This window comes from Streptomyces omiyaensis, from assembly GCF_014650895.1.
In the GTDB taxonomy this organism is placed as follows: domain Bacteria; phylum Actinomycetota; class Actinomycetes; order Streptomycetales; family Streptomycetaceae; genus Streptomyces; species Streptomyces omiyaensis.
Genome location: NZ_BMVV01000009.1, coordinates 124,604 through 144,163 on the forward strand (window position 1 = coordinate 124,604; position 19,560 = coordinate 144,163).

The following is a 19,560-nucleotide window of genomic DNA, read 5'->3' on the forward strand; positions in this document are numbered from 1 at the left end:
GGCGGGACGGCCGCAGCCGGGGAACTCCCGCCCCGTCCCAGGGTGTCGGAAGGGGGCGGCCGGTCCCGTCCTCGGTATACCGGGGGCGTCGAAGTGCCACGCAGAGCAGGACCGAACAGAGGGAGAACCCGCATGACGCTCCAGCGGATGGACAACGTCGGCATCGTCGTCGAGGACCTGGACGCCGCCGTCGCCTTCTTCGCCGAGCTGGGCATGGAGGTCGAGGGCAGGATGCCGGTCGAGGGCCTCTTCGCGGACCAGGCCGTCGGACTCGACGGGGTGCGCAGCGAGATCGCGATGATGCGGACCCCGGACGGCCACGGGAAGCTGGAGCTCGCGCAGTACCGCACGCCCCCGGCGATCGCGGACGGACCGCGCAACCCGCCGCCGAACACGCTGGGTCTGCACCGGGTCATGTTCGCCGTCGACGACATCGACGACACCGTCTCCCGCCTGCGCGGCCACGGTGCCGAACTGATCGGCGAGGTGGCGCGGTACGAGGACGTCTACCGTCTCTGCTACCTCCGCGGCCCTTCGGGCATCCTCCTCGCCCTGGCCGAACGGATCGGCTGACGGACCCGCACGGGCGGCCGGTGCGGGTCCGTACGGCCCGTGCGGTCCGGACCGTTCGGACCTCCCCGACGGTCACCGGCCGTGGGCGCGCGCCTGTCGCTGGAGCCGTCCGCGCGCCGCTCTCCGGGAGGCGCTTCAGGGCAGGGTCGAGGAGCTCGCCGACACCGTCGGAGGCCGGTCCCGAGGGTCGGACCCGATGGGGGCCCTGGGCGTCGAGGACGCCCGCACGCTCGCCGAGTTCGTCGCCGCCCGGTCGCCCGGCCCCGCACCCTGCGCGCCGCCGGTCTCGCACTCGATCCGGTGCGCCGGACCGTCCTGCGTGACGGGCGCCCACCGGAGCTGTCCGTCGAGGAGTTGGCCGTCCCGGAGGACCTGCTCCGCGCGGGCCCCGGCTTCCTCGGCGCCGAGGACCTCCTGGAACGGGTGTGGGACGAGAACGCCGACCCCTGCATCGACACGGTCACCGTCACCATCGGCCGCCGCCGCGAACTGGGCGCCCCAACGGCCGTCACGACGACCCCCGAGGTGGGCCACCGCATGGCCGATGCCCCCGAAGTCGGCTGATCTGAGAAGGAGTTGATGGTTTCCCTCTCGTTCATCGTTTCAACTTTTCTGTGGGAATGGAGAAATGGCGAGCAGAAGGGCCTGCTGTGCCGGTGTCGGCGCCGACGGATTCCCCGAGCGGCCGCCGATCTTCCACCGTGCAGAGCGGAATGCGCGCTCGAATAGCCCGTCCTATCCTTGGAATTGTTCGCTCGCAGCAAGCGGCCGGCGACTCGTTATTGAGCATTCATCGACCGTGAAAAGAGGCGCGAGCCCTGTTGAAGGCGGGCGTTCGGAGTCGTACGCTCGAAGGAGTCACCATGGCGAATCTGGTTGGCGAATCAAGTGATCCGGGCGTGCCCGCCATCAAGGGCACCCATACGACCGGCGAAGCTGTGCACGCCGTGACCAACGCGGCGGACGTCGCGGCCATCGCCGCATTCGGCCTCAATCCCGACGGAGGCGGGGCCGCGCTCTTCGCGAAGAAGGAAGGCAACAAGGGGCATGCCGGATTCTTCCTCGGCAATGTCTTCGTGAAGGGTAATGCCGCCGGTGCTGCCGTCTGGGGAGAAAGCGAAAACGGTGAGGCCGTACATGCGGCTACAAACGCCACGAATGTCGCCGCAGTTGCCGCTTTCGCGACGAACGAAGGGGGAACGGGTGCCGCGCTGTATGCGGAGAAGAGAGGGAGCGGCGGGCACGCCGGATTCTTCGTCGGCGACGTCTTCGTAACGGGAGACGTGGGCGTCTCCGGTGACCTGGTCCTGACCGGCGGGGACGTGGCGGAGCAGTTCGACGTCGCGGAAAGGGAGGCGGGAACCACAGGGATCGACCCCGGCACGGTCGTCGTCCTCGACGACGAAGGCGCTCTGGCACCGTGCAGGGAGGGGTACGACCCCCGGGTGGCAGGTGTGGTCTCCGGGGCCGGCGACCGTGTCCCGGCGCTCATTCTGGACCGTCGGAAGCCCGGCGCAGGGCAGAAAGACGTTCTCCGCAGGGCAGTTGCCGTCGTCGGGAAGGTCTGGTGCCTGGCTGACGCCTCGTCGAAGCCGATCCATGTCGGTGACCTGCTGACGACCGCGACGACGCCCGGCCACACGATGGCCGCGACCGACCGCGAGGCCGCGTTCGGCGCGGTGCTCGGGAAAGCCCTCACACCGTTGGCCTCGGGGACCGGCATGGTCCTGGTCCTCGTCGGACTGGGTTGAGCCGGGAACCCGAGGGCCAGGGGAACTCGAGGCACCGGAAGGGGCCGAGGGACTCCCGCGGACTCGTCTCCGAGCGCCGTTCGCGTCCGCACGACGCTCGGAGCGAGCCCGACCAGCCGCTTACCACTGATCCGTATCGAAGTGACGGGATGGACCGACCATGCCCAGACTGCGAACGGCGATCCACAGTGCCCGTGACAGAGGCGTCCTGCCGCAGTACCGACCGGACGGGAACGTACGCCAGCTCGTCCGGCGCCTCGACATGCTGGCCCCGATCTCCACACGCCATCTCATCGCGCTCCTCGACGGCCTGCACATCGTGGTTGCGCCTCAGCCGTCTCCGGCGCCACCACCCCCGGAACCGCAGGTCTCACCACGGCCCGAGATCACGGTGCGGGTCGAGGGTGCCGGAGGAGCCGCCGTCTTCGTCGTCGACGGCGTGCGGTTCGCCCGCAACGCCACGGTGATCGTCAGGGTCGTGGACGACGCACTCGCCCAACGCGCCTTCCAGCTGCCTTCCGACGGGGGAGGCGTGCTGCGGATGCGCCAGAGCATTCCGTGCGTCTCCGGCCTGGCGTTGCACTTCTCCGCGACGGACGGACGACGGGACCGGAACGATCTGACCGGTGTCCTGTGGAGCAACACCGTCACCCACTCGTGTCCGTGAGTCCATGAGCCCACGACCGGGGACCGAGCACCTGCTCTTCACCACCCACCACCCCCCACCCACCACCCGGGATCCGTGTTCCCGGGTGCGTCCTGACCGATCGGGATGTCCACCATGACCTCACTGAAACAGAGCGTCCGTCGATTCGACCTCTACGCACCCCCGCGGATCGTCAGTCTCCGTGAAGTGGCCGACGGCGTCGGGGCCGAACGCCCCGTCTCCGCGCGCGAGGTGCTGCGCCGCCTCGACGCGGTGCCGAGTGAGGTGAGGCTCGCCGAGCCGGTCACCACCGGAACGGCGCTCGGCGGGCGCGCCGAGATGGTCCTGCGGAGCAACGGCACCTACACGTCGACCGGACACATGCGCGCCACGGGCTTTCCGTCGTTCGCCTTCGTCGTCCAGCCCACGGTGGAGGGCGGCGGCGGCCGCTTCCGGGCCCTGGCCGTGCACCAAGGCCGCGTCTTCGGCACGGACACGCCGGGCGACCGGCAGCGGAACTGGTCCGAGGACGGTCGCAACGAAGCCGTCCGGCAAAACTGGCTCACCTTCGCGCGCGACGCCCGGCTCACGGTCCGCAAGGAATGGGAGGTGTCCGGGGTCCTCGGGACACTGGGGGACATCGCGACGGCCGTCGCCCAGTTCGTCGGTGCGGCGGCCGTGACCGGATCCGGAGGCATGGCGGCGGCACTGGTCATCGGCTCCCGGCTCGGCGAGGCCGCACACGAACCGTGGCCTTTCCCGGGGCTGCCCGTCGGCGTGACGATCGCCTCCGGGGTGCTGCTCGTCTTCGGCCCGGCCGCGATCGTTCCGGCACTGGCCGCAGGCGTCGCCGTCGAGGCCCTCGTCGACCACCGGCCCCTGTCGACCGAGGAGGAGGCCTTCGCCGTCAAGGTCTTCGGACCCACCCTCCCCCCTCGCGAACAGATCATCCTGACCAACATCAGCGGCCTGGACGACCGCGCGTTCGTCGTCCCCGGTGCGGGCGGCTCGTACCTGGTCAATCTCGGAGACCACTTCGACGACCCGATGGCTCCCCGGGGGAAGTACCGCCAACGCGGTCAGATGCTGATACACGAACTGACGCACGTGTGGCAGGCGAAGCGGTGGCCGGCGACCACGTACTTCTGCCAGGGCGTCACCGAGAGCACCTACGAACCGGGCGGCGACCCCGGCCGGCCGTGGTCTGCGTACGGGATCGAGCAGCAGGCCACCATTGTCGACCGGTGGTACGCGGCCGACCCCGGCTTCCTCACCGGCGAGTTCCAGAAGCCGCACCCGAACTTCTCCCTCAAGGCCGCCCACCCCTACGACCACTACATCCACCTCCACATCCGGGCCGGTATGACCTGAACCCTCCGGTCCGCCCCCGCTTCGTGCGCGCGGGGGTCAGGTGGGGCGGAAGACGCGGAGGCCGGAGACCTCGAAGGACATCTCGTTCGTCCCCGGATCGGGTGCGGGGTGGTAGCGGCCGGCGCACACCGAGAGGTTGACGATCAGGCAGGCGTGCCAGTCGCGTCCCACGCCGCGTCCGTCCGAGAAGACCTTGGTGCCGTTCACCCACCAGACGACGGACCGCGCGCCGAACTCGGTCCGCAGGTCCACCCGGCCGCCCGGGCGGATCGCGGGGGAGCGGTAGTAGTGGTGGGTGCCCCGCACCCGGTTGGAGAGCTCCAGGAGGTCGGGGTTGTCGGGGTGGTACTCGAAGACGTCGACCTCCTGCCCGCCGTCCCGCCAGGTCCAGATCGCGGGCCAGGCGCCGGTCTCCTCCGGGAGCCGGACCCGCGCCTCCAGCACGTCCCCGGCCCGCGCCTCGAAGCCCTGGGCGCTGCCCTCGGTGGTCAGCAGTCCGCTGTCCCACAGCCCGTCCCGCCGCCGGCGCGCGCGGAAGACGCCGGAGCGGCTGAACGCGGGGTCCTCCACCAGGTGGTCGAGCTTGTTGTCCAGCGGATTGACCGGCCCGCCGCCGGGATAGGCCCAGGACCGTCCGGCGACCCACTGCGCCGACGAGCCGAAGTCGGCGGTCAGGACCGGGACTCCGGGGAGGGGAGGCAGGGACATGGGGGCTCCTCGGGGCAGGCGGCGACGGATCGGACGACACCGTCCCCGGATGGCTCCCCCGCCCCCGGCCCCGCATGCGGAACCAGGCGCTCCCTGGCGAGAACTCGTCAGGAGGGGAGGCCCTCCGCGTCGTCGGTGCCGCCGCCTCCGTCGCGTACCAGGCAGAAGGGGTGCCCCGCCGGATCGGCGAGGACGCTCCAGCCGCGCTCCGGGTCGCCGCCGTCGAGCAGCCCGGCCCCCAGGGCCAGGGCCTCCGTCCGGGCGGCGTCCAGGTCCTCGACGCCCAGGTCCAGGTGGAACTGCTGGGGGTGGGCGGGGTCGGGCCACCGGGGCGGGCGGTGGTCGGCGACGCGCTGGAAGGCCAGGACGAGACCCCCCTCGGTGTGGAGCGTCGACCAGTCGTCGTCGAGGGACCAGCGGGGATCGGGCCGGTCCACCGCGCCGCCGAGGAGCGACCGGTAGAACCGGGCGAGCACCGCGACGTCCGGACAGTCCAGCACCACGCACTGCAGTTTGGCGATCATGCCGGGAGCGTAGGGCAGACGGAGGCGACCGCCCACCCGCGGTCATCGGGCAGGGCTGGGGCGGGGCGGGGTGGCCAGGCGTTGCCGGCTCGTCGCGGCTGACGTGGGTGTCAGGGCCCGGGATGCGGCCGGGGCTCCTCGGAGGCGGGAGGGCGGGTCGCGTCCTGTGCGGCCAGGACCTCGTCGCCGTGCTCGAACGCCCAGGCGCCGAACGCGTCGATGGGCGCCAGCAGCGTCCGTCCCAGCGGGGTGAGCCCGTAGTCGACGCGCGGAGGAGAACCGGGCCGGGCATGGCGGTCGACCAGCCCGTTGAACTCCAGCCTGCGCAGCGTCTCGGTGAGCACCTTGGAACTGATGCCGCCGATCCGCTCCCGGAGCTCGACCGGTCGGCGGGGTCCGTCGCGCAGGGCCCAGAGCACCACGGCGTTCCAGGTGTGCGAAAGCAGGTCGAAGGCGAGGCGGGCGCGGCAGTCGGCGAGGAACGGTTCGGCGGTCACGTACCGAATGGTGCCCGAGCCGCGGCCTAACGTCGTGTCCGGGACCGAAATCCGGTCGGAGAGGCGGTAATCGATGAGGATCGGCGTACTCGGGACGGGCAACATGGCCGACGCGCTCGCCACCCACTGGGCGAGTGCCGGGCACCACGTGACCATCGGGGGGCGGGACGAGGCGGCCGCCGCCCGGCTTGCCCGGCGCGTCGGCGGCGGCGCCGCTTCCGGTGGCCTGCGGGCCGCCGCCTCGGGCGACGCGGTGCTCGTCGCGCTGCCCTTCGGGGCGGGCGCGGACGTCGTCCGGGAACTGCGGGCGGAGCTGGTGGGGAGGACGCTGGTCGACTGCTCGAACCCGGTCGGACCCGGCTTCCGGCTCCTGACGGAAGGGGGACCCTCCGCCGCGCGGCGCCTCGCCGACGCGGCGCCCGGCGCCCACGTGGTGAAGGCCTTCAACCTGTGCCACGAGGACGTGTGGCGGATGCGGCCGCCGGTCTTCGGCGGCCGGCCGCTGGCCGTGCCGGTCTGCGGCGACGACGAGACCGCCCTGGCACGCGTCCGGACGCTGGTACGGGACGCGGGCTGCGCACCCGTCTCCGGCGGCGGCCTCGACCGGGCGGGCCTCCTGGAGGCGACGGCCGCGCTCTTCATCGGCCTGTGGGTCGGCGAGGGCGCGGACGCCCAGGCGATCGTCCCTCCGCTGGCCCACGCGGCCGGCCCGGGCTGACCGGCGGCGACCCCCGTCCGCCGCCGGTCCGTCGGGGTGCCCGTGCCGGTCCCGTCCACCGAGGCCGTCGTGCCGCCCCCGTTCGTCACGCTGTTCGTGCCGGCTCCGGCCGGCGTGACGGTCGCGGTGACCCCCGTCCGCCGCGACCGTCACGCCCGCCGGGGGCCTCCGGTGTCCCCGCCGTCCCCCGGCGGCGGGCGGATCAGGAGGTGACCGCCGGAGCCATCGGGGGCGCCGGGGTCGCCGGGGTCGTGGCCGGGCCGGAGGCGGCGGGGGCCGTGCGACGGAAGTCCATCACCCAGTTCACCACCCACTCCTCCGTGCCCTCCGGGGCGAAGGCCTGCTCCCAGCGGGCCGACTCCGAGGTGATGTCCGACCAGCGGAACCGCACGCGGACCGCGCGGTCGCCCCAGTGGTCGTTCCCGTGGAACTCGCCCGTGCCGTCGGGGCCGAAACGTCCCCGCACCGGGGGGAGGAGGCGGCCGGTGCGGGTGCTGGACCAGTTCAGGGTCCACTCGCCCGTCTCCGGTTCGAACAGGCGCAGGGTCAGACCGGCGAAGCCCTTCGACGGGAAGGCGATCTCGTCGACGTGGGCCCGGCCGTCCCAGAAGAGGCGGCCGGAGGTGTGCCCCTCGAACTCCTCCCAGCCGGAGTCCGCGTCCAGGAAGTCGGCGAGGCGGCGGTTGCGGACGGTCCAGTCGCCGACGAGGAAGTCGAAGCCCCGGGAGGTCATCCGCGGACCTTCCCGTCCCCGGCCGTGCCCGTCGTGCCCGTCGTGCCCGTGCGGAGGGAATCCGCGAGGTAACCGGGCAGGTCGGGCACGTCGGGGGCGAGCACGTGGCGGATCCAGGCCGCGCGCTCGTGCTCCAGCGGGGCCAGTTCCCAGACGCAGCCGATCCAGGAGCGGTCGCGGGCGGTGCCGGTGATCCGGACGAAGCGGGCGGGGTCGGTGTCGGGGCAGTCGAGCGCGGGCTGACCGGCCGCGGCGCCGGCGAAGTGCAGCACGTTGTCCCACGCCCAGCTGTAGACGTTGAGGTACGCGCCCGTGTCCCCGCCCCGGTGGAGCACGACGAAGCTCGCGGCCGGCGTGCCGTCCGGCTCCGGCAGGAGCTCGGGGAGCAGGGCGTAGGCCGCCTTCTCCACCTCCGGCTCGATGCCGTCCGGATCGGAGGTGACGTGATAGCGCTTGACGTGCCGCCCGGCGAGCTCGACGGGCTCCGGCACGATGAGGTTCTTCTCCGCGAAAGCCATGGCTGGACTGTAGGAGGACTTCACTGACACGGTGTGTCAGTGAAGTCCAGCCGTCTTCTGTCGATCCTGCTCCTCCTGGAGACCCGGGGCCGGATGACCGCGTCCGAGCTCGCCGGGGAGCTGGAGGTCTCCGTCCGCACCGTCTACCGGGACGTCGACGCGCTGCACGCCGCCGGTGTGCCGCTGTACGGGGACGCCGGGCACCGCGGCGGCTACCGGCTGCTCGCCGGTCACCGGTCCCGGCTCACCGGCCTGTACGCGCGCGAGGCCGAGGCGCTCGTCCTTGCCGGACTGCCCGCCGCCGCCGACGAACTCGGGCTCGGCGGTCACTTCGCCGACGCCCAGCTGAAACTGCGCGCCGCCCTGCCGGCCCCGCTCCGCGAGCACGTCGACCGGCTCAGGGCCCGCTTCCACATCGACGCGCCCGGCTGGTACGCGGAGGACACCGAGGCCCCGTTCCTGCCGCGGGTCGCCGAGGCCCTCCGCGAGGGACGGGTGATCGCCGTCCGCTACCGCCGCTGGAAGGAGCCGACCGACGTCGACCGCCGGCTCGCCCCGTACGGCCTGGTGCTCAAGGCGGGCCGCTGGTACCTGGTCGCGGCGCCCGGCCCGCGGACGTACCGCGTCGACCAGATCATCGACCTCACCGTCACCGACGAGGAGGCGGAGGTCCCGGCCGGTTTCGACCTCGCCACCCACTGGCGGGCGAGCCAGCGGGACTTCCACGCCCGGCTCCACCAGGGCGAGGCCGTCGTGCGGATCTCCCCGCGCGCGGCCGCCGGGCTCACCGGCGCCGCCGCCCGCGCCCTCGCCGAGACGGGTGTCCCCGAACCCGACGGCTGGACCCGCGCCACCCTCCCCGTGGAGAGCACCGACCACGCCCACGCCACCTTCCTCGCCCTGGGCGCCGAGGCCGAGGTCCTCGCCCCGGCGGAGCTCCGCGACCGCGTCGCCGCGACCGTCCGCGCCCTCGCCGAGCGCTACGCGTGAGCCGGACCGGCCGCGCGCGGCGGCCTGCGGGTCACTCCGGGCGGCCGAAGCGGCGCGCCGCCCACAGCAGGGCCAGGATGCCCAGGGCGAGGAGCAGCCCCGCTTCGAGGAGGAGCGGGGGCTGCCGGCCGGCCCATTCCACCGAGCCGGCGGCCGCACCGTCCGGCACCCGCAGGGCGATGGAGCGCCGCAGCACGTCCACGCCGTAGGCGAGGGGGTTCGCGGCGGCCAGCGCCTGGGCCCAGCCGGGCAGCGAGGTGAGGGGGAAGAAGCCGCCGGAGAGGAAGAGCAGCGGCATCATCACCAGACCGAGCAGCGTGTGGAAGGTCTCCGGGCTCCGCAGGCCCACCGCCAGGGCCAGGGAGAGCGCGGTCAGGGCGAAGGAGGCGAGCGCCATGCCCCCCAGGAGCATGGCCAGCAGGACCGGGTCGTACGGCAGGCCGACCGTGCCGGCCAGCGCGAGGAGGACGGCGCCCTGCACCGTGGCCACCAGGGTGCCGCCGGCGCAGCCTCCCAGCAGGAGGGTGGTGCGGCCCACGGGGGCCATCAGGAGCTCGCGCAGATAGCCGCTCTGCCGGTCCGTGATCAGGCGGATGCCCACCATGATGGCCGGGGTCTGCACCGTCATCATCAGCATGCCGGGGAAGAGGTACGTCCGGTAGCCGACGCCCAGCGAGGCCGTGGGGATCAGCGCTGCGAGACCGCCGCCCAGGATGAACAGGTACAGCACGGGGTGGAGCAGCATCAGCGCGGTGGGGACGCGCTGGCAGGCGAGGCGGAGCAGGTCGCGGTGGACCAGGGCGTGGACCGCGCGCAGTTCGCGCCGGAGGCGGCCGGTGCGCTCCGGGGCGGTGTCGTCCGCTCCGGGCAGGACGAGCGCCGTCACCGGCCGCCCCCCGTCCGCTCCGGGCCGGCCAGGCTGCGGCCGGTGTGGTGGAAGAAGACGTCGTCGAGGGTGGGCGGGGTGGCGGAGGCGGAGTGGACGGCGATGCCGTGGACCTCCAGCGCCGCGCAGAGGCGGGGGATCCAGGCGCTGCCGTCGGGCAGCCGCAGCCACAGGCCGTCGGTGTCCACGGCGACGGACCGGTCCGGCGGGACGAGCGGGCCGAGGACCCGGCGGGCCTCCGCGTCGTCGCCGGTGCGCAGCACCACCCGGTCGTCGCCGATCTCGGCCCGCACCCCCCGCGGGGTGCCCTGCGCCACCAGCCGGCCCCGGTCGATGATGGCGAGGCGGTCGCAGTGCTCCGCCTCGTCGAGGTAGTGGGTGGTGACGAAGAGGGTGCTGCCGTGCCGGTCCCGCAGGGTGTGCAGGTGCTCCCAGACGCGGGCGCGCGCGTGCGGGTCGAGGCCGGTGGTCGGCTCGTCCAGGAAGAGGACGCCGGGGGAGTGCAGCAGCTGCCGGGCGATCTCCAGGCGCCGCCGCATGCCGCCCGACAGGGTGCGGACGAGGGAGCGCCGCCGGTCCGACAGATCGGCCAGGTCGAGCACCTCGGCCGTGCGCCGGCGGACCTCGGCGCGGCGGAGCCCGTACAGGCGGGCGTGGACGCGGAGGTTCTGCTCGGCCGTCAGGTCCGGGTCGAGGGCGCTGTGCTGGAAGAGCAGGCCGACCCGGCGCCGGACCCGCTCGGGTTCGGCGAGGACGTCGGCGCCCGCCACGGTGGCGCGGCCGGAGGTGGGGCGGGCCAGCGCGCACAGCATCGCGATGGTCGTGGACTTGCCCGCGCCGTTGGGGCCGAGGAAGGCGAAGGTCTCGCCGCGGCGCACGTCCAGGTCCAGGCCGCGCACCGCGTCGGTGGTGGTGCCGTCCGGGCCGCGATAGCTCTTGACCAGGCCGCGCGTGCTGATGGCGAGCCCGGCGTCGTCGGGACCGGTCCGCGGTGCGGCGGCGGCCGTGCGGGCGGGCTCGTGGTCACGGGCGTGGAGCTTCATGGGCCGGTCCTCGTCCAGGGGTCGCCGTCGGAAGGGCCGGTCCGGTGCGGGAGGAGACGTCGGGGTGACGGCTCCGCGGCACCGGACCGGCCGCGCCGCCCGGAGGGGCGGTGCGGGTGCCTCACCCCGGCCGATGGCTGCCCCGGGACAGCCACCGGCCGGGGGAGGCGACGGGCGCTACGCGCAGCTGATGCCGATACAGACGGTGTTGAGGAGCGTGAGCAGGCCGACGCACTCGCACGTCGCGGCGAACGGCGCTCCGTCGACGCCGACCGGGTCGGTCTCCGGAAGGGCGTGCAGGCGGGCGAGCAGTTCGAGGTCCTGGTTCTCCATGGCATTCTCCTTCTCTGTGAGGCGGCGGCAGGTTTTCTGCCGCTCATACCGGCTGCTGGACCATCCAGTGCCGGGGCTCTGTGGGATGGCGGACCCTCAGGAGGAACGCCAGGATTCCGGCGGCCCCGTCGCTCCAGCCCGTCGAGACGTCCCCGTACTCGTTGGGAAAGACGACGTGACCGCCGCGGTGGGCCGCTTCGGCGACGATGAGGTCGGCCAGGCGCCCGGCGTCGGCGCGGTGGGCGGGATCGCCCGTCGCCTCGGCCAGGTCGAGGAGCAGGTCGCCGTTGCCGGCCAGGCCGTGGCACTGGGTCAGCGCGGCGCGCGACGCCCGCTCCACCACGGCCCGGGCCGCCCGGCGGGCGGGCGCGCCGAACCGGTCGTCGCCGGTCGCCCGCCACAGTCTGAGCAGGAACGAGGCGATGCCGGCCGAGCCGTGGCACCAGTACGGGGCCGTGGGGACGTCCCCGGTCTGCGCGGGCCACTGGGCGGCGCCGCCCACGTCCACGGTGTGGGCCAGCAGGTGTTCACCCGCGGCCACGGCCAGCTCCCGGTCCTCCGGGCGGCCGGTGACGGACGCGGCGGCGAGGAGGAAGCAGCCGATGCCGGACGTGCCGTGGGCGAAGCCGAGGTACCGCTTGCCCGCCTCCTCGGCGACGGCCTCCGCCGGGACCGGCCAGCTCGCCCCGGTCCCCTCCCGGCGCGCGGCGGCGGCCAGCCGGTCGGCCGCGTCGGCGACCGCTTCGGCGAGGCGCGCGTCACCGGTGCGCCGCCACAGGTGGACGGCGGCGAGTCCGCCGCCCGCCGTGCCGTGGGTGATGTCGTGGCTGGGCGTCGGCTGCTGCGGAGCCAGGGCCAGGGCCAGGGCGTGGTCCGTCAGGGCCCGGTCGCCGACCGCGCGCCCGGCGTCGTACAGCGCCCAGGCGGTGCCCCGGGCGCCGAAGTGCAGGCCGGGACGGGCGGAGGCGGGGTCGGTGCGGTCGGCGATCCAGTGGCCCGCGGTGGACAGCACCTCCGGGAGGCGGGGGTCGCCGGTGAGCTCGAAGTACCGCGTCAGCACCGCCAGGACACCGGCGGCGCCCTGCTGGACGGTGCACGGGTCGCTCTCGCCGGCCCGGGTGGAGACGGGCCACAGCCGGTCCTCCCCGGGTGCCATCGTGTCGAGGAGGTGCCGGACCACGCCCGCCACCGCCGTCTCGACGGCCCGGGCCGTCCGGTCCTCCCGGTCCGTCCGGCCGCCGGTGTGCGCGTCGGCCGGGGCCCCGGGCCGGACGGGACCGGGTGCCGCTCCCGGCGGGCGGGCCGCCGCGAGGGCCTCGCGGGCCGCCGCGGGGGTCCAGCGGGCGGCGGGCTCGTCCCGCATCAGCCCGAGGACGAGCTCCCGCATGCCGTCCGGGAGCCGTACGGAGGCGGTGCAGGCGGTCAGCCAGTCGGCGAGCCGCTCCTCGGCGGGTCGGTCGGCGGGCTCCTCGTCCAGCAGGTTCGGCACCTTGCCGGTGAGGACGAAGCAGACCGTGGCGCCGAGGCTGTAGGAGTCGGCCGTCGGGGAGACCGGCGCGTCCACCAGGCGCTCGGGGGCGCTGAATCCGGGCGTGCCCACCCGTGTCGGGAGCGGGGCGTCGTCGTCCAGGACGGCGAGCTCCAGGTCGATGAGCCGGAGCTCCCCGTCCGGGCGGACCATCACGTTGCCGGGGGTGAGGTCCCGCAGGACGCAGCCGCGGGCGTGGGCCGCCGCGACCAGGTCGACCAGGAGCGCCACCTGGGCGGCCGCCTCGGTGCCGTACCGCTCGCCGCCGGCGTCGCGGAACCGCTCCGCGACCCAGGTGCGCAGCGGGACGCCCGGGATCTCCTCCTGTGCCAGGAACAGGTGCCCGCCGTGCTCGAAGAGCGCCAGCGGTTCCGGCGCGAGGCCCGTGCCCCGGAGCTTCTCCAGCGTCCGGGCCTCGGCGCGCAGCCAGTCGCGGACGTCGAAGCCGGAGGCGTCGGCCTCGACGTGCGGACGGGTCTCCTTGATGACCACCGGGGCTCCGGTGCGGACGTCGCTGCCCCGGTAGACACCGCCCTTGTTGGTGTGCCGGATCGCCTCCCGCACCGAGAACCGGCCGCCGATCACGACCGGGCGGCTCGGCGCCTCGGGCGCGCGCGGGGCGGCGGGCGCGGGGGCGGGGAAGGGGCTGACCGCCCACTCCGGCGGGGTGTAGGCGCCGGTCCGCCGGTCCTCGACGGGATTGCCGTCGGGGTCCTCGAAGTACCAGACCAGCAGTCCGTCGTCCGACAGGCGCCGGCGGCCGACGAAGGCGCCGTACCGGTAGTGCACCAGGCTGTTGGGCGCGTACGCCTGGTCGGAGAGGATCCTCGGCCCGGCGAGCCCCGTCGTGGCCCGGTGCAGCTCCCCGGCGAGCCGGGCCGCGTCGGCGTCCGAACGCGGGTACACGGTCACGAACTTGCCGGAGCTGCCGCGCGGCGTCGCACGGGAGTTGAGCGCGCTCACCTGCTCCAGCGAGCGGGCGAACTTGAACCCCGACGTGTCGGGAAGCAGCACTTCCAGGGCCTTCGCGAGGACCGCCGGCGCGGAGGCGGCCGTCGCCGACAGGTGCAGCTTCCAGCCCTGCCGGCGGCGCTCCCCGGAGGTCGGTGCCACCCGGCACCACAGGTCGTCCGTCTCGGTCGTCCAGCGCCCGCCGGTACCCGTGGCGTGCAGCGCTCGGTGCAGGAGTTCTTCCAGTACGGCTTCGGTGGCGTGGCTCGTCATGCCCATCCCTCTCAACGGCGAGAACCGCTGGCGGGAACGTGCCCGGCGCACGTGCCGATCCGAACCTCCCACCCCCCGGATTCACCGGTTACGGCGAGCGCGCGGCCGAGTTGTCCCACCGGGAGGCGCGCCCGGCGCGGAAGGGCGCACGACCGCTCGCTCGGGGGCGGTCGGGGCCGTTCGGGAGGGGTGGCCGACCGTGCCGGAAGGGTGGTCGCGGCTGTGGGGGAAGGGTGGTCGGGGCCGTGCGGGAGGGGCGTGGGCCCGGTCCGGCGGCGGAGTCGGCGGCGGCGGAACGGGTGCCGCGGGGCCGCCCCTTCCGGGACGCCCCCCAGGGGACGGCCCCCGGGGACGGCCCCGCCCGGGGTCACGGCCGCAGACGGGTCCCGACGTGCCGGTAGAGGGTGCCGGTGCCCCCGAACTCCTCGAGCACCGGCGCCCAGACCTCCTCGATGTGGGCGACGGCCTGCTCCTCCGAGAGCCACTCGGAGAAGCTGAGGACCTTCGTCCCGTCCAGGCTGATGTGCAGGTGCGCGGCGACCGCCCCGGGATAGGCGCGGTCGGCCCCCTCCGAGCTCTCCTCGGACGCCAGCAGGCCGTCGAGCCACTCCTCGGCCGCCGCCGCGTCCGCCGTGTCGAAGAAGGCGACGGGGAAGGACTCGGTGAGGGCGGCGGGGTCGGCGGGGGCGGTGCCGAGGACGGCGCGGTAGTGGCGGAAGGGCGTGCCGGCCGGGGTCCCCGCGCCGGGGAGGGCGTCGAGGCCGGGGGGCCAGGCGGTGGCCGGACCGGCGTCCTCCAGTGCCTCGGCGAGGGCCTCCTCCGAGCCCCACTGGGTGTAGGTGAGGACGGTGTCGCCGGTGTTCGAGACGTAGACGCTGGACGAGAGGAGGCCCTGCGGCCAGGCGTCGGCCTCGCCCCCGGCGCGCGCCGCCGCCTCCGCCGCGGCGAGTCCGCCGTCGGAGGAGTCGACGGACACGGTGGCGACGAGCGCCACGGCGCTGTGCGGGCTGTCGAGGACCGGCCGGGTGGTGGCGGGGGTCGACGGGTGGGGCACGGGAGCCTCCTGGGCGAGGGCGGGATGTCCGGGACGGATCAAGTCTCCGGGTCCCGGCCGGGCCGCCCAAGAGCTGCCGTGTCAGGTCTTCGTCAGGTCTTCGACCAGAGGATTTCCGCTCGGTGCGGGGAAGCCCGCGCGGCGGGCTTCCCCGCACCGTCATCCCTCGTGCAGGAGCCGCTCGGTGATCTCCTCCAGGCGGCGCGCGGCCGTGCGGTCGAAGTCGCGGGTGTCGACCCGGAGCGGCCGTCCTTCGACGAAGGCGGTGAGGGGGGCGGACGGCGGGTCGTCGAGCGCGGCGGTGATCGGCGGCAGGGCCGCCGACACCGGCTTGGCGCCCCGCTGCATCGCCCGGATGTGCAGGAGCGTCCCGGCGTCGTACTCGCCGGAGAAGCCGGTCGCGGTGACCCCGGGGTGGACGAGGACGTACCGGACGCCCGTGGTGGCCGCGTACCGGTCGGCGAAGGCCACGCCCAGGAGGTCGTTGAGCTTGCCGCCGTGGCCGAGCGCCGCGCCGCCGTGGTAGTCCCGCCCGAACTGGAGGTCGTGCCAGCGCACCACGTCGAGCGGGGCGCCGGGCCCCGCCACGTTGACGACCACCCCGCGTCCCGAACGGCCCAGGGCCGGGGCCAGGCCGTGGCCGAGGAGGTAGCGGCTGAGGTAGAAGAGGGCGAAGTTCTCCTCGTACCCCTCCCGCGTCTCGGTGCGCCGGTAGCGGTAGTGGCGGGCGCAGAGCACGAGCGCGTCCACGGCGGGCGCCCGCCCGGCGATCTCGTCGACGGCGGCGGTGGTGTCCGCGACGAGACCGAGGTCGGCGGTGACGAAGTGCGCCCGGCCGGCGGCGCCGCGGTCCCGCGCCCGCTCCAGGTAGGCGCGGCCCTTGACGGGGTCGCGGCCGATGACGAAGACGGTGTCGCCCCGGTCGAGGTGGCGCTCCGCGAGGGCCTTGCCGATGCCGTCCGTCCCGCCGGCGACGACGAGGGTGCTCACCGTTCCTCCCCTCGGGCGGCGCCGGCCGCGGCGCCCTCCCCGGTGGTGGACGGGGCGGGGTCCTCGCCGGCCCGCGAGCCGGTGCCGGCGGGCGGTGCGGACTCCTCCGCGGCGGGCGGGCCGGACTCCTCGGGCTGCTGCCGCGGTCCGGGGCGGCCGGGGAGCTGGGTGGCGGCGGCCAGGGTCACGACCAGGGCGATCGTCACCGTCCAGGCGGCGGCGCGGAAGCCGCGCACGGCGTCGCCGTCGCCGGCGGTCTGCACGACGAGGGCGACGGTGGCGATGCCGACCGAGGCGCCGAGCTGGTTGAGCATGTAGAGGACGGAGCTGCCCTGCGGGACGAGCGCGGACGGCAGGGTCCGGTAGAGGGAGGCGATCCCCGAGACGGGACCGGTGGAGACCGTCTTCACCGCACCCGGCCACCCCTGGACCAGGGAACTGATCGACGCGGTCCCCGGCCGCGGCCGCTCACGGGGGACCGGGGACTGACCGTCCCCCCGGAGCGGAAGCCGACCGCTCACGCCGAGCCGGCAGCCCACCGCCTACACAGAGCCGGGGACTCGCCGCCCCCCCCGGACCGGAAACAGGTCGTTCACGCCGGGCCGAGGGCCGACCGCACCGACCGCACCGCCCACGTCTCCCCGGCGGGTACCGGGACGGCCACCGCCGCCGCGTACCCGGCCGGGGCGGTCACCTGCGCCACGCCCCACCCGGCCGGCCGGGCCGCCGGCGCCGCGTCCCCCAGGTAGTCCGCGCGCGGCGGCCGCCCGAGCCCCGTGCCCAGCCCCTTCAGATACGCCTCCTTGCGCGCCCACAACCGGGTGAACTCCGCCGCCCGCCGGGCCGGGGCGACGCTCTCCAGCTCCGCCCGCTCCCACGGGTGCAGCCGCGGCAGGCACGCCTCCACCGTGCCCGGCGGGCACACCCGCTGCACGTCCACGCACACCGCGCCGGCCGCCACGGCGACGGCGACCACCCCGTGACCGTGCGACAGCGAGAAACCCGGCGCCGCCGCGCCCCGGAGCACCGGCCGGCCGTACCGCCCCTCCCGGCCGAAGCGCAGCTCGCCCGGAGCCACCCCGGTGTACCGGGACAGCACCTGCCGCAGCGCCAGGTGCGCCGCCACGTACCGGCGCCGCCCGGCCTCCGTCGCGAACCGCCCGGCCCGGCGCCGCTCGCCCTCGTCCAGCGGCCCGCACGCCCCCTCCGGCAGCTCCGCCGGCACGTCCAGCAGCCACACCTCCACGGTGACCGGCCCCGTCGGCCCCCTCACGGCCGCGCCCGCCCGCCGGACGGTTCCCGCTCCCGTGCCACGGCCCCGGCGGGTACGGTCCCCGGCTCGCCGCGCCGCCCGGCGGCGAGGGCCCCGAGCCCCGCCGCCAGCGACACCAGACCGCCGGCCACGAACGCCCACCGCACCCCCCACCGGTCGGCCAGCACGCCCACCAGCAGCGCGCCCAGCGGCGTCGACCCCTGGAGGATCAGCGTGTAGAGGGCCAGCACCCGGCCGCGCAGCTCGGGCGCGACCCCCAGCTGGACCCGGTGGTTGGCGGCCTGCACGAAGAAGATCGACGCCCCGCCGGTCAGGAGGAGCAGCACCATCGAGGGCCCGTACGAGGACACCACGCCCACCGCGGCCTCCAGCACCCCGAAGGCGACCGCCGATCCGGCCACCAGCCGGGCCGACGGACGGCCGCGCCGCACGGTGGTCACCAGCGCCGCCACCAGCGACCCCGCCGCGAAGACGGCCGTCACCACGCCGAAGGTCGAGGCACCGGCGTGATGCACCCGCGCGGCGAGCAGCGGCAGCGTCAGCTGGAAGTTCAGGCCGAACAGCCCCACCACGGCCACCAGCACCAGCGGGACCGCCAGGTCGAAGCGGCCCGCCGCCTTCAGCCCGTCCACCACCCGCACCCGGCCGCCCCGCCGCCCCGCCCGCCCGGCGCCGCCCCGCATCAGCCGCAGGGCGACGACGGTGGCCGCGTAGCTCGCCGCGTTCAGCAGCATCACCCACCCCACCCCGGCCGCCGAGATCAGCAGCCCCGACAGGGCCGGACCCACGACCCGGGCGACGTTGAAGTAGGCGGCGCTGAGCGCCGAGGCGTTGGGCAGCAGCTCCGAGCCGACGAGCTCCCCGACGAACGCCATCCGGGCCGGCACCTCGACCGAGTTCACCACCCCGAGGGCGCACGCGAAGACGTGGACGTGCCAGAGCCGGACCCCGTCCGTGAGCACCAGCACCGCCAGGCCCAGGGCCAGCGCGCAGGACAGCACGTTCGCGCCCGTCAGCAGCGCCCGCTTGTCGTACCGGTCGGCGAGCCGTCCCCCGTACAGCGTGAGCAGCAGCAGGGGCGCGAACTGGAGGGCCGTCACCGTGCCCAGCGCGCTCGCCGAGCCACCGGTGAGGCCGAGGACGAGCCAGTCCTGCGCGACGACCATCATCCACGTGCCGGCCACCGACACGAGCTGGCCGAGGACGAACAGCCGGAAGTCCCGGACGCGCAGGGCGCTGAAGACCCCGCCGGAGCGGGCGCTCACGCCTCCCGCCCCGTCGGCCCGCCCGCGGCCAGGCACTCCTCCAGGAACGCGAAAACCCTGAGGTGGTACGTCCGGGCCGCCCAGCCGAGGCTGACGTTGTGCCCCGCCCCCGGCAGCCGGTCCACCACGACGCGCGGCGAGCGGGCCAGCCGGCCCGTCAGGTCGGCCACGTCGTCCGGCCCGTGCCGCCACCACGCCTCGTGCTCGGCGAAGGTGAAGCGCACGGGCACCGCGACCCTCTCCAGGACGTCCGCGCCGCCGCCGGCCCAGCCGCCCACCGACTCCACCTCCCGCCGGGGCATCGGCGCCACCACGGACCGGCTGGCGCGGAAGGTGCCCGGCGGGTAGAGCCCGAAGGTCGGTCCCCAGTCCAGCTGCCGGGCCCCGAAGCCGTCCCCGCGCGCGGCCCGCCCGGCGGGCACGGCCAGTCGGTGCCCGACCCCGGACACGTCCACCGCCACGAGCCCGCGCGGCGCCCGGTCCGCCGCCAGGGCGAGGGCGACCTTGCCCCCGAAGGAGTGCCCGAGCAGCAGCAGGGCCCCCTCGGCGAACCCCGCCAGCGCCTCCGCGACCACCCCGGCCTGCTCGGCCACGTCCCGTCCGTCCGGCTCCAGGCCCGCGTACGGCCCGTACCCCGGCCGGTCGAGGGCGAGCACCGCGTAGCCGAGCCGCGCCCCCAGGGAGAGGAGGGAGACGTCCGGGTGCGCCTGCCCGTCGAAGTACCCGGAACTCATCCCGCCGCCGTGCAGCGCGACCACCAGGGCGCGGGCCGCGCCGGGCCCGCCCTCGGGCTCGGCCAGCAGCCCGGTGACGGGTGCCTCCCGACCTGCACCGAGCGTCACCCGACGCACCCCGGGCGACACCCGCGACGACACGGCGGTCATCCGCCCACCCCTCCCCGCCCGACACCGAAGAAACGACACCTCCAGCATCGG

The 19,560-nt window shown here is 75.1% G+C and carries 22 protein-coding genes; 7 read left to right on the top strand and 15 right to left on the bottom strand.

The features are described 5' to 3' along the window. Positions 1–132 precede the first annotated feature (132 nt). The 5 genes from IE287_RS17305 (at position 133) to IE287_RS17325 (ending at position 4,341) form a co-directional block, all read left to right on the top strand. Positions 133–573, top strand: coding sequence for a VOC family protein (locus IE287_RS17305; RefSeq protein ID WP_189849946.1), 441 nt, complete (start codon positions 133–135; stop codon positions 571–573). 300 nt (positions 574–873) lie between these two features. Further along, positions 874–1,137 (top strand): helix-turn-helix domain-containing protein, encoded by a 264-nt coding sequence (locus IE287_RS17310; RefSeq protein WP_229883537.1) that lies wholly within the window; start codon positions 874–876, stop codon positions 1,135–1,137. Between the two features lie 299 nt (positions 1,138–1,436). After that, positions 1,437–2,324: a hypothetical protein gene (locus IE287_RS17315; RefSeq protein ID WP_189849947.1), complete on the top strand. Its 888-nt coding sequence runs from the start codon at positions 1,437–1,439 to the stop codon at positions 2,322–2,324. A 160-nt stretch (positions 2,325–2,484) separates the two neighbouring features. Further along, entirely contained in the window at positions 2,485–2,991 is a 507-nt protein-coding gene (locus IE287_RS17320; protein ID WP_189849948.1) for a hypothetical protein, read from the top strand. Between the two features lie 114 nt (positions 2,992–3,105). Continuing rightward, positions 3,106–4,341, top strand: coding sequence for a hypothetical protein (locus IE287_RS17325; RefSeq protein WP_189849949.1), 1,236 nt, complete (start codon positions 3,106–3,108; stop codon positions 4,339–4,341). A gap of 36 nt (positions 4,342–4,377) precedes the next feature. On the opposite strand, the gene IE287_RS17330 is transcribed toward IE287_RS17325, so the two are convergent. The 3 genes from IE287_RS17330 to IE287_RS17340 all read right to left on the bottom strand — a co-directional run bounded on the left by IE287_RS17330 (position 4,378) and on the right by IE287_RS17340 (position 6,070). Next, positions 4,378–5,049, bottom strand: coding sequence for a LamG domain-containing protein (locus IE287_RS17330; RefSeq protein ID WP_189849950.1), 672 nt, complete (start codon positions 5,047–5,049; stop codon positions 4,378–4,380). Between the two features lie 107 nt (positions 5,050–5,156). Next, a complete protein-coding gene (locus tag IE287_RS17335; protein ID WP_189849951.1) occupies positions 5,157–5,573 on the bottom strand; it encodes a VOC family protein in 417 nt (138 codons plus the stop codon). Positions 5,574–5,683: 110 nt separating this feature from the next. Then, positions 5,684–6,070, bottom strand: coding sequence for a winged helix-turn-helix transcriptional regulator (locus IE287_RS17340; RefSeq protein ID WP_189849952.1), 387 nt, complete (start codon positions 6,068–6,070; stop codon positions 5,684–5,686). A gap of 73 nt (positions 6,071–6,143) precedes the next feature. Between IE287_RS17340 and IE287_RS17345 the strand changes: the two genes are divergently transcribed. Next, positions 6,144–6,788: an NADPH-dependent F420 reductase gene (locus tag IE287_RS17345; RefSeq protein ID WP_189849953.1), complete on the top strand. Its 645-nt coding sequence runs from the start codon at positions 6,144–6,146 to the stop codon at positions 6,786–6,788. A gap of 202 nt (positions 6,789–6,990) precedes the next feature. Here IE287_RS17345 and IE287_RS17350 read toward each other — a convergent pair whose 3' ends face one another. Together IE287_RS17350 and IE287_RS17355 are read right to left on the bottom strand one after the other, a co-directional pair. Then, positions 6,991–7,521 (bottom strand): hypothetical protein, encoded by a 531-nt coding sequence (locus IE287_RS17350; RefSeq protein WP_189849954.1) that lies wholly within the window; start codon positions 7,519–7,521, stop codon positions 6,991–6,993. After that, positions 7,518–8,039: a hypothetical protein gene (locus IE287_RS17355; RefSeq protein ID WP_189849955.1), complete on the bottom strand. Its 522-nt coding sequence runs from the start codon at positions 8,037–8,039 to the stop codon at positions 7,518–7,520. Before IE287_RS17355 ends, IE287_RS17350 begins: the two co-directional genes overlap by 4 nt. Positions 8,040–8,078: 39 nt before the next feature. Here IE287_RS17355 and IE287_RS17360 point away from each other — a divergent pair, with 39 nt between their 5' ends. After that, positions 8,079–9,029, top strand: coding sequence for a helix-turn-helix transcriptional regulator (locus IE287_RS17360; protein ID WP_189849956.1), 951 nt, complete (start codon positions 8,079–8,081; stop codon positions 9,027–9,029). Positions 9,030–9,060: 31 nt separating this feature from the next. Here IE287_RS17360 and IE287_RS17365 read toward each other — a convergent pair whose 3' ends face one another. From IE287_RS17365 to IE287_RS17410, 10 genes are all read right to left on the bottom strand, one after another. After that, a complete protein-coding gene (locus tag IE287_RS17365) occupies positions 9,061–9,915 on the bottom strand; it encodes an ABC transporter permease (protein ID WP_189849957.1) in 855 nt (284 codons plus the stop codon). Beyond that, positions 9,912–10,958: an ABC transporter ATP-binding protein gene (locus tag IE287_RS17370; protein WP_189849958.1), complete on the bottom strand. Its 1,047-nt coding sequence runs from the start codon at positions 10,956–10,958 to the stop codon at positions 9,912–9,914. Before IE287_RS17370 ends, IE287_RS17365 begins: the two co-directional genes overlap by 4 nt. 177 nt (positions 10,959–11,135) lie before the next feature. Next, positions 11,136–11,291: a VenA family class IV lanthipeptide gene (locus IE287_RS17375; protein ID WP_189849959.1), complete on the bottom strand. Its 156-nt coding sequence runs from the start codon at positions 11,289–11,291 to the stop codon at positions 11,136–11,138. Between the two features lie 43 nt (positions 11,292–11,334). After that, entirely contained in the window at positions 11,335–14,043 is a 2,709-nt protein-coding gene (lanL, locus tag IE287_RS17380) for a class IV lanthionine synthetase LanL (RefSeq protein WP_189849960.1), read from the bottom strand. Between the two features lie 367 nt (positions 14,044–14,410). Then, positions 14,411–15,097 (bottom strand): hypothetical protein, encoded by a 687-nt coding sequence (locus IE287_RS17385; RefSeq protein WP_189849961.1) that lies wholly within the window; start codon positions 15,095–15,097, stop codon positions 14,411–14,413. A 159-nt stretch (positions 15,098–15,256) separates the two neighbouring features. Next, positions 15,257–16,087, bottom strand: coding sequence for an SDR family NAD(P)-dependent oxidoreductase (locus IE287_RS17390; protein WP_189849962.1), 831 nt, complete (start codon positions 16,085–16,087; stop codon positions 15,257–15,259). Further along, on the bottom strand, positions 16,084–16,497 hold the full coding sequence (locus tag IE287_RS38560; RefSeq protein WP_229883538.1) for a hypothetical protein: 414 nt from the start codon (positions 16,495–16,497) through the stop codon (positions 16,084–16,086). Before IE287_RS38560 ends, IE287_RS17390 begins: the two co-directional genes overlap by 4 nt. 182 nt (positions 16,498–16,679) lie before the next feature. Beyond that, the gene (locus IE287_RS17400; RefSeq protein WP_189849963.1) at positions 16,680–17,360 is read right to left on the bottom strand and encodes a 4'-phosphopantetheinyl transferase family protein; all 681 of its coding nucleotides are present in this window, start codon (positions 17,358–17,360) and stop codon (positions 16,680–16,682) included. Continuing rightward, positions 17,357–18,625 (bottom strand): MFS transporter, encoded by a 1,269-nt coding sequence (locus IE287_RS17405; protein ID WP_229883539.1) that lies wholly within the window; start codon positions 18,623–18,625, stop codon positions 17,357–17,359. Before IE287_RS17405 ends, IE287_RS17400 begins: the two co-directional genes overlap by 4 nt. Then, a complete protein-coding gene (locus IE287_RS17410) occupies positions 18,622–19,476 on the bottom strand; it encodes an alpha/beta fold hydrolase (RefSeq protein ID WP_373307861.1) in 855 nt (284 codons plus the stop codon). Before IE287_RS17410 ends, IE287_RS17405 begins: the two co-directional genes overlap by 4 nt. Positions 19,477–19,560 lie beyond the last annotated feature (84 nt).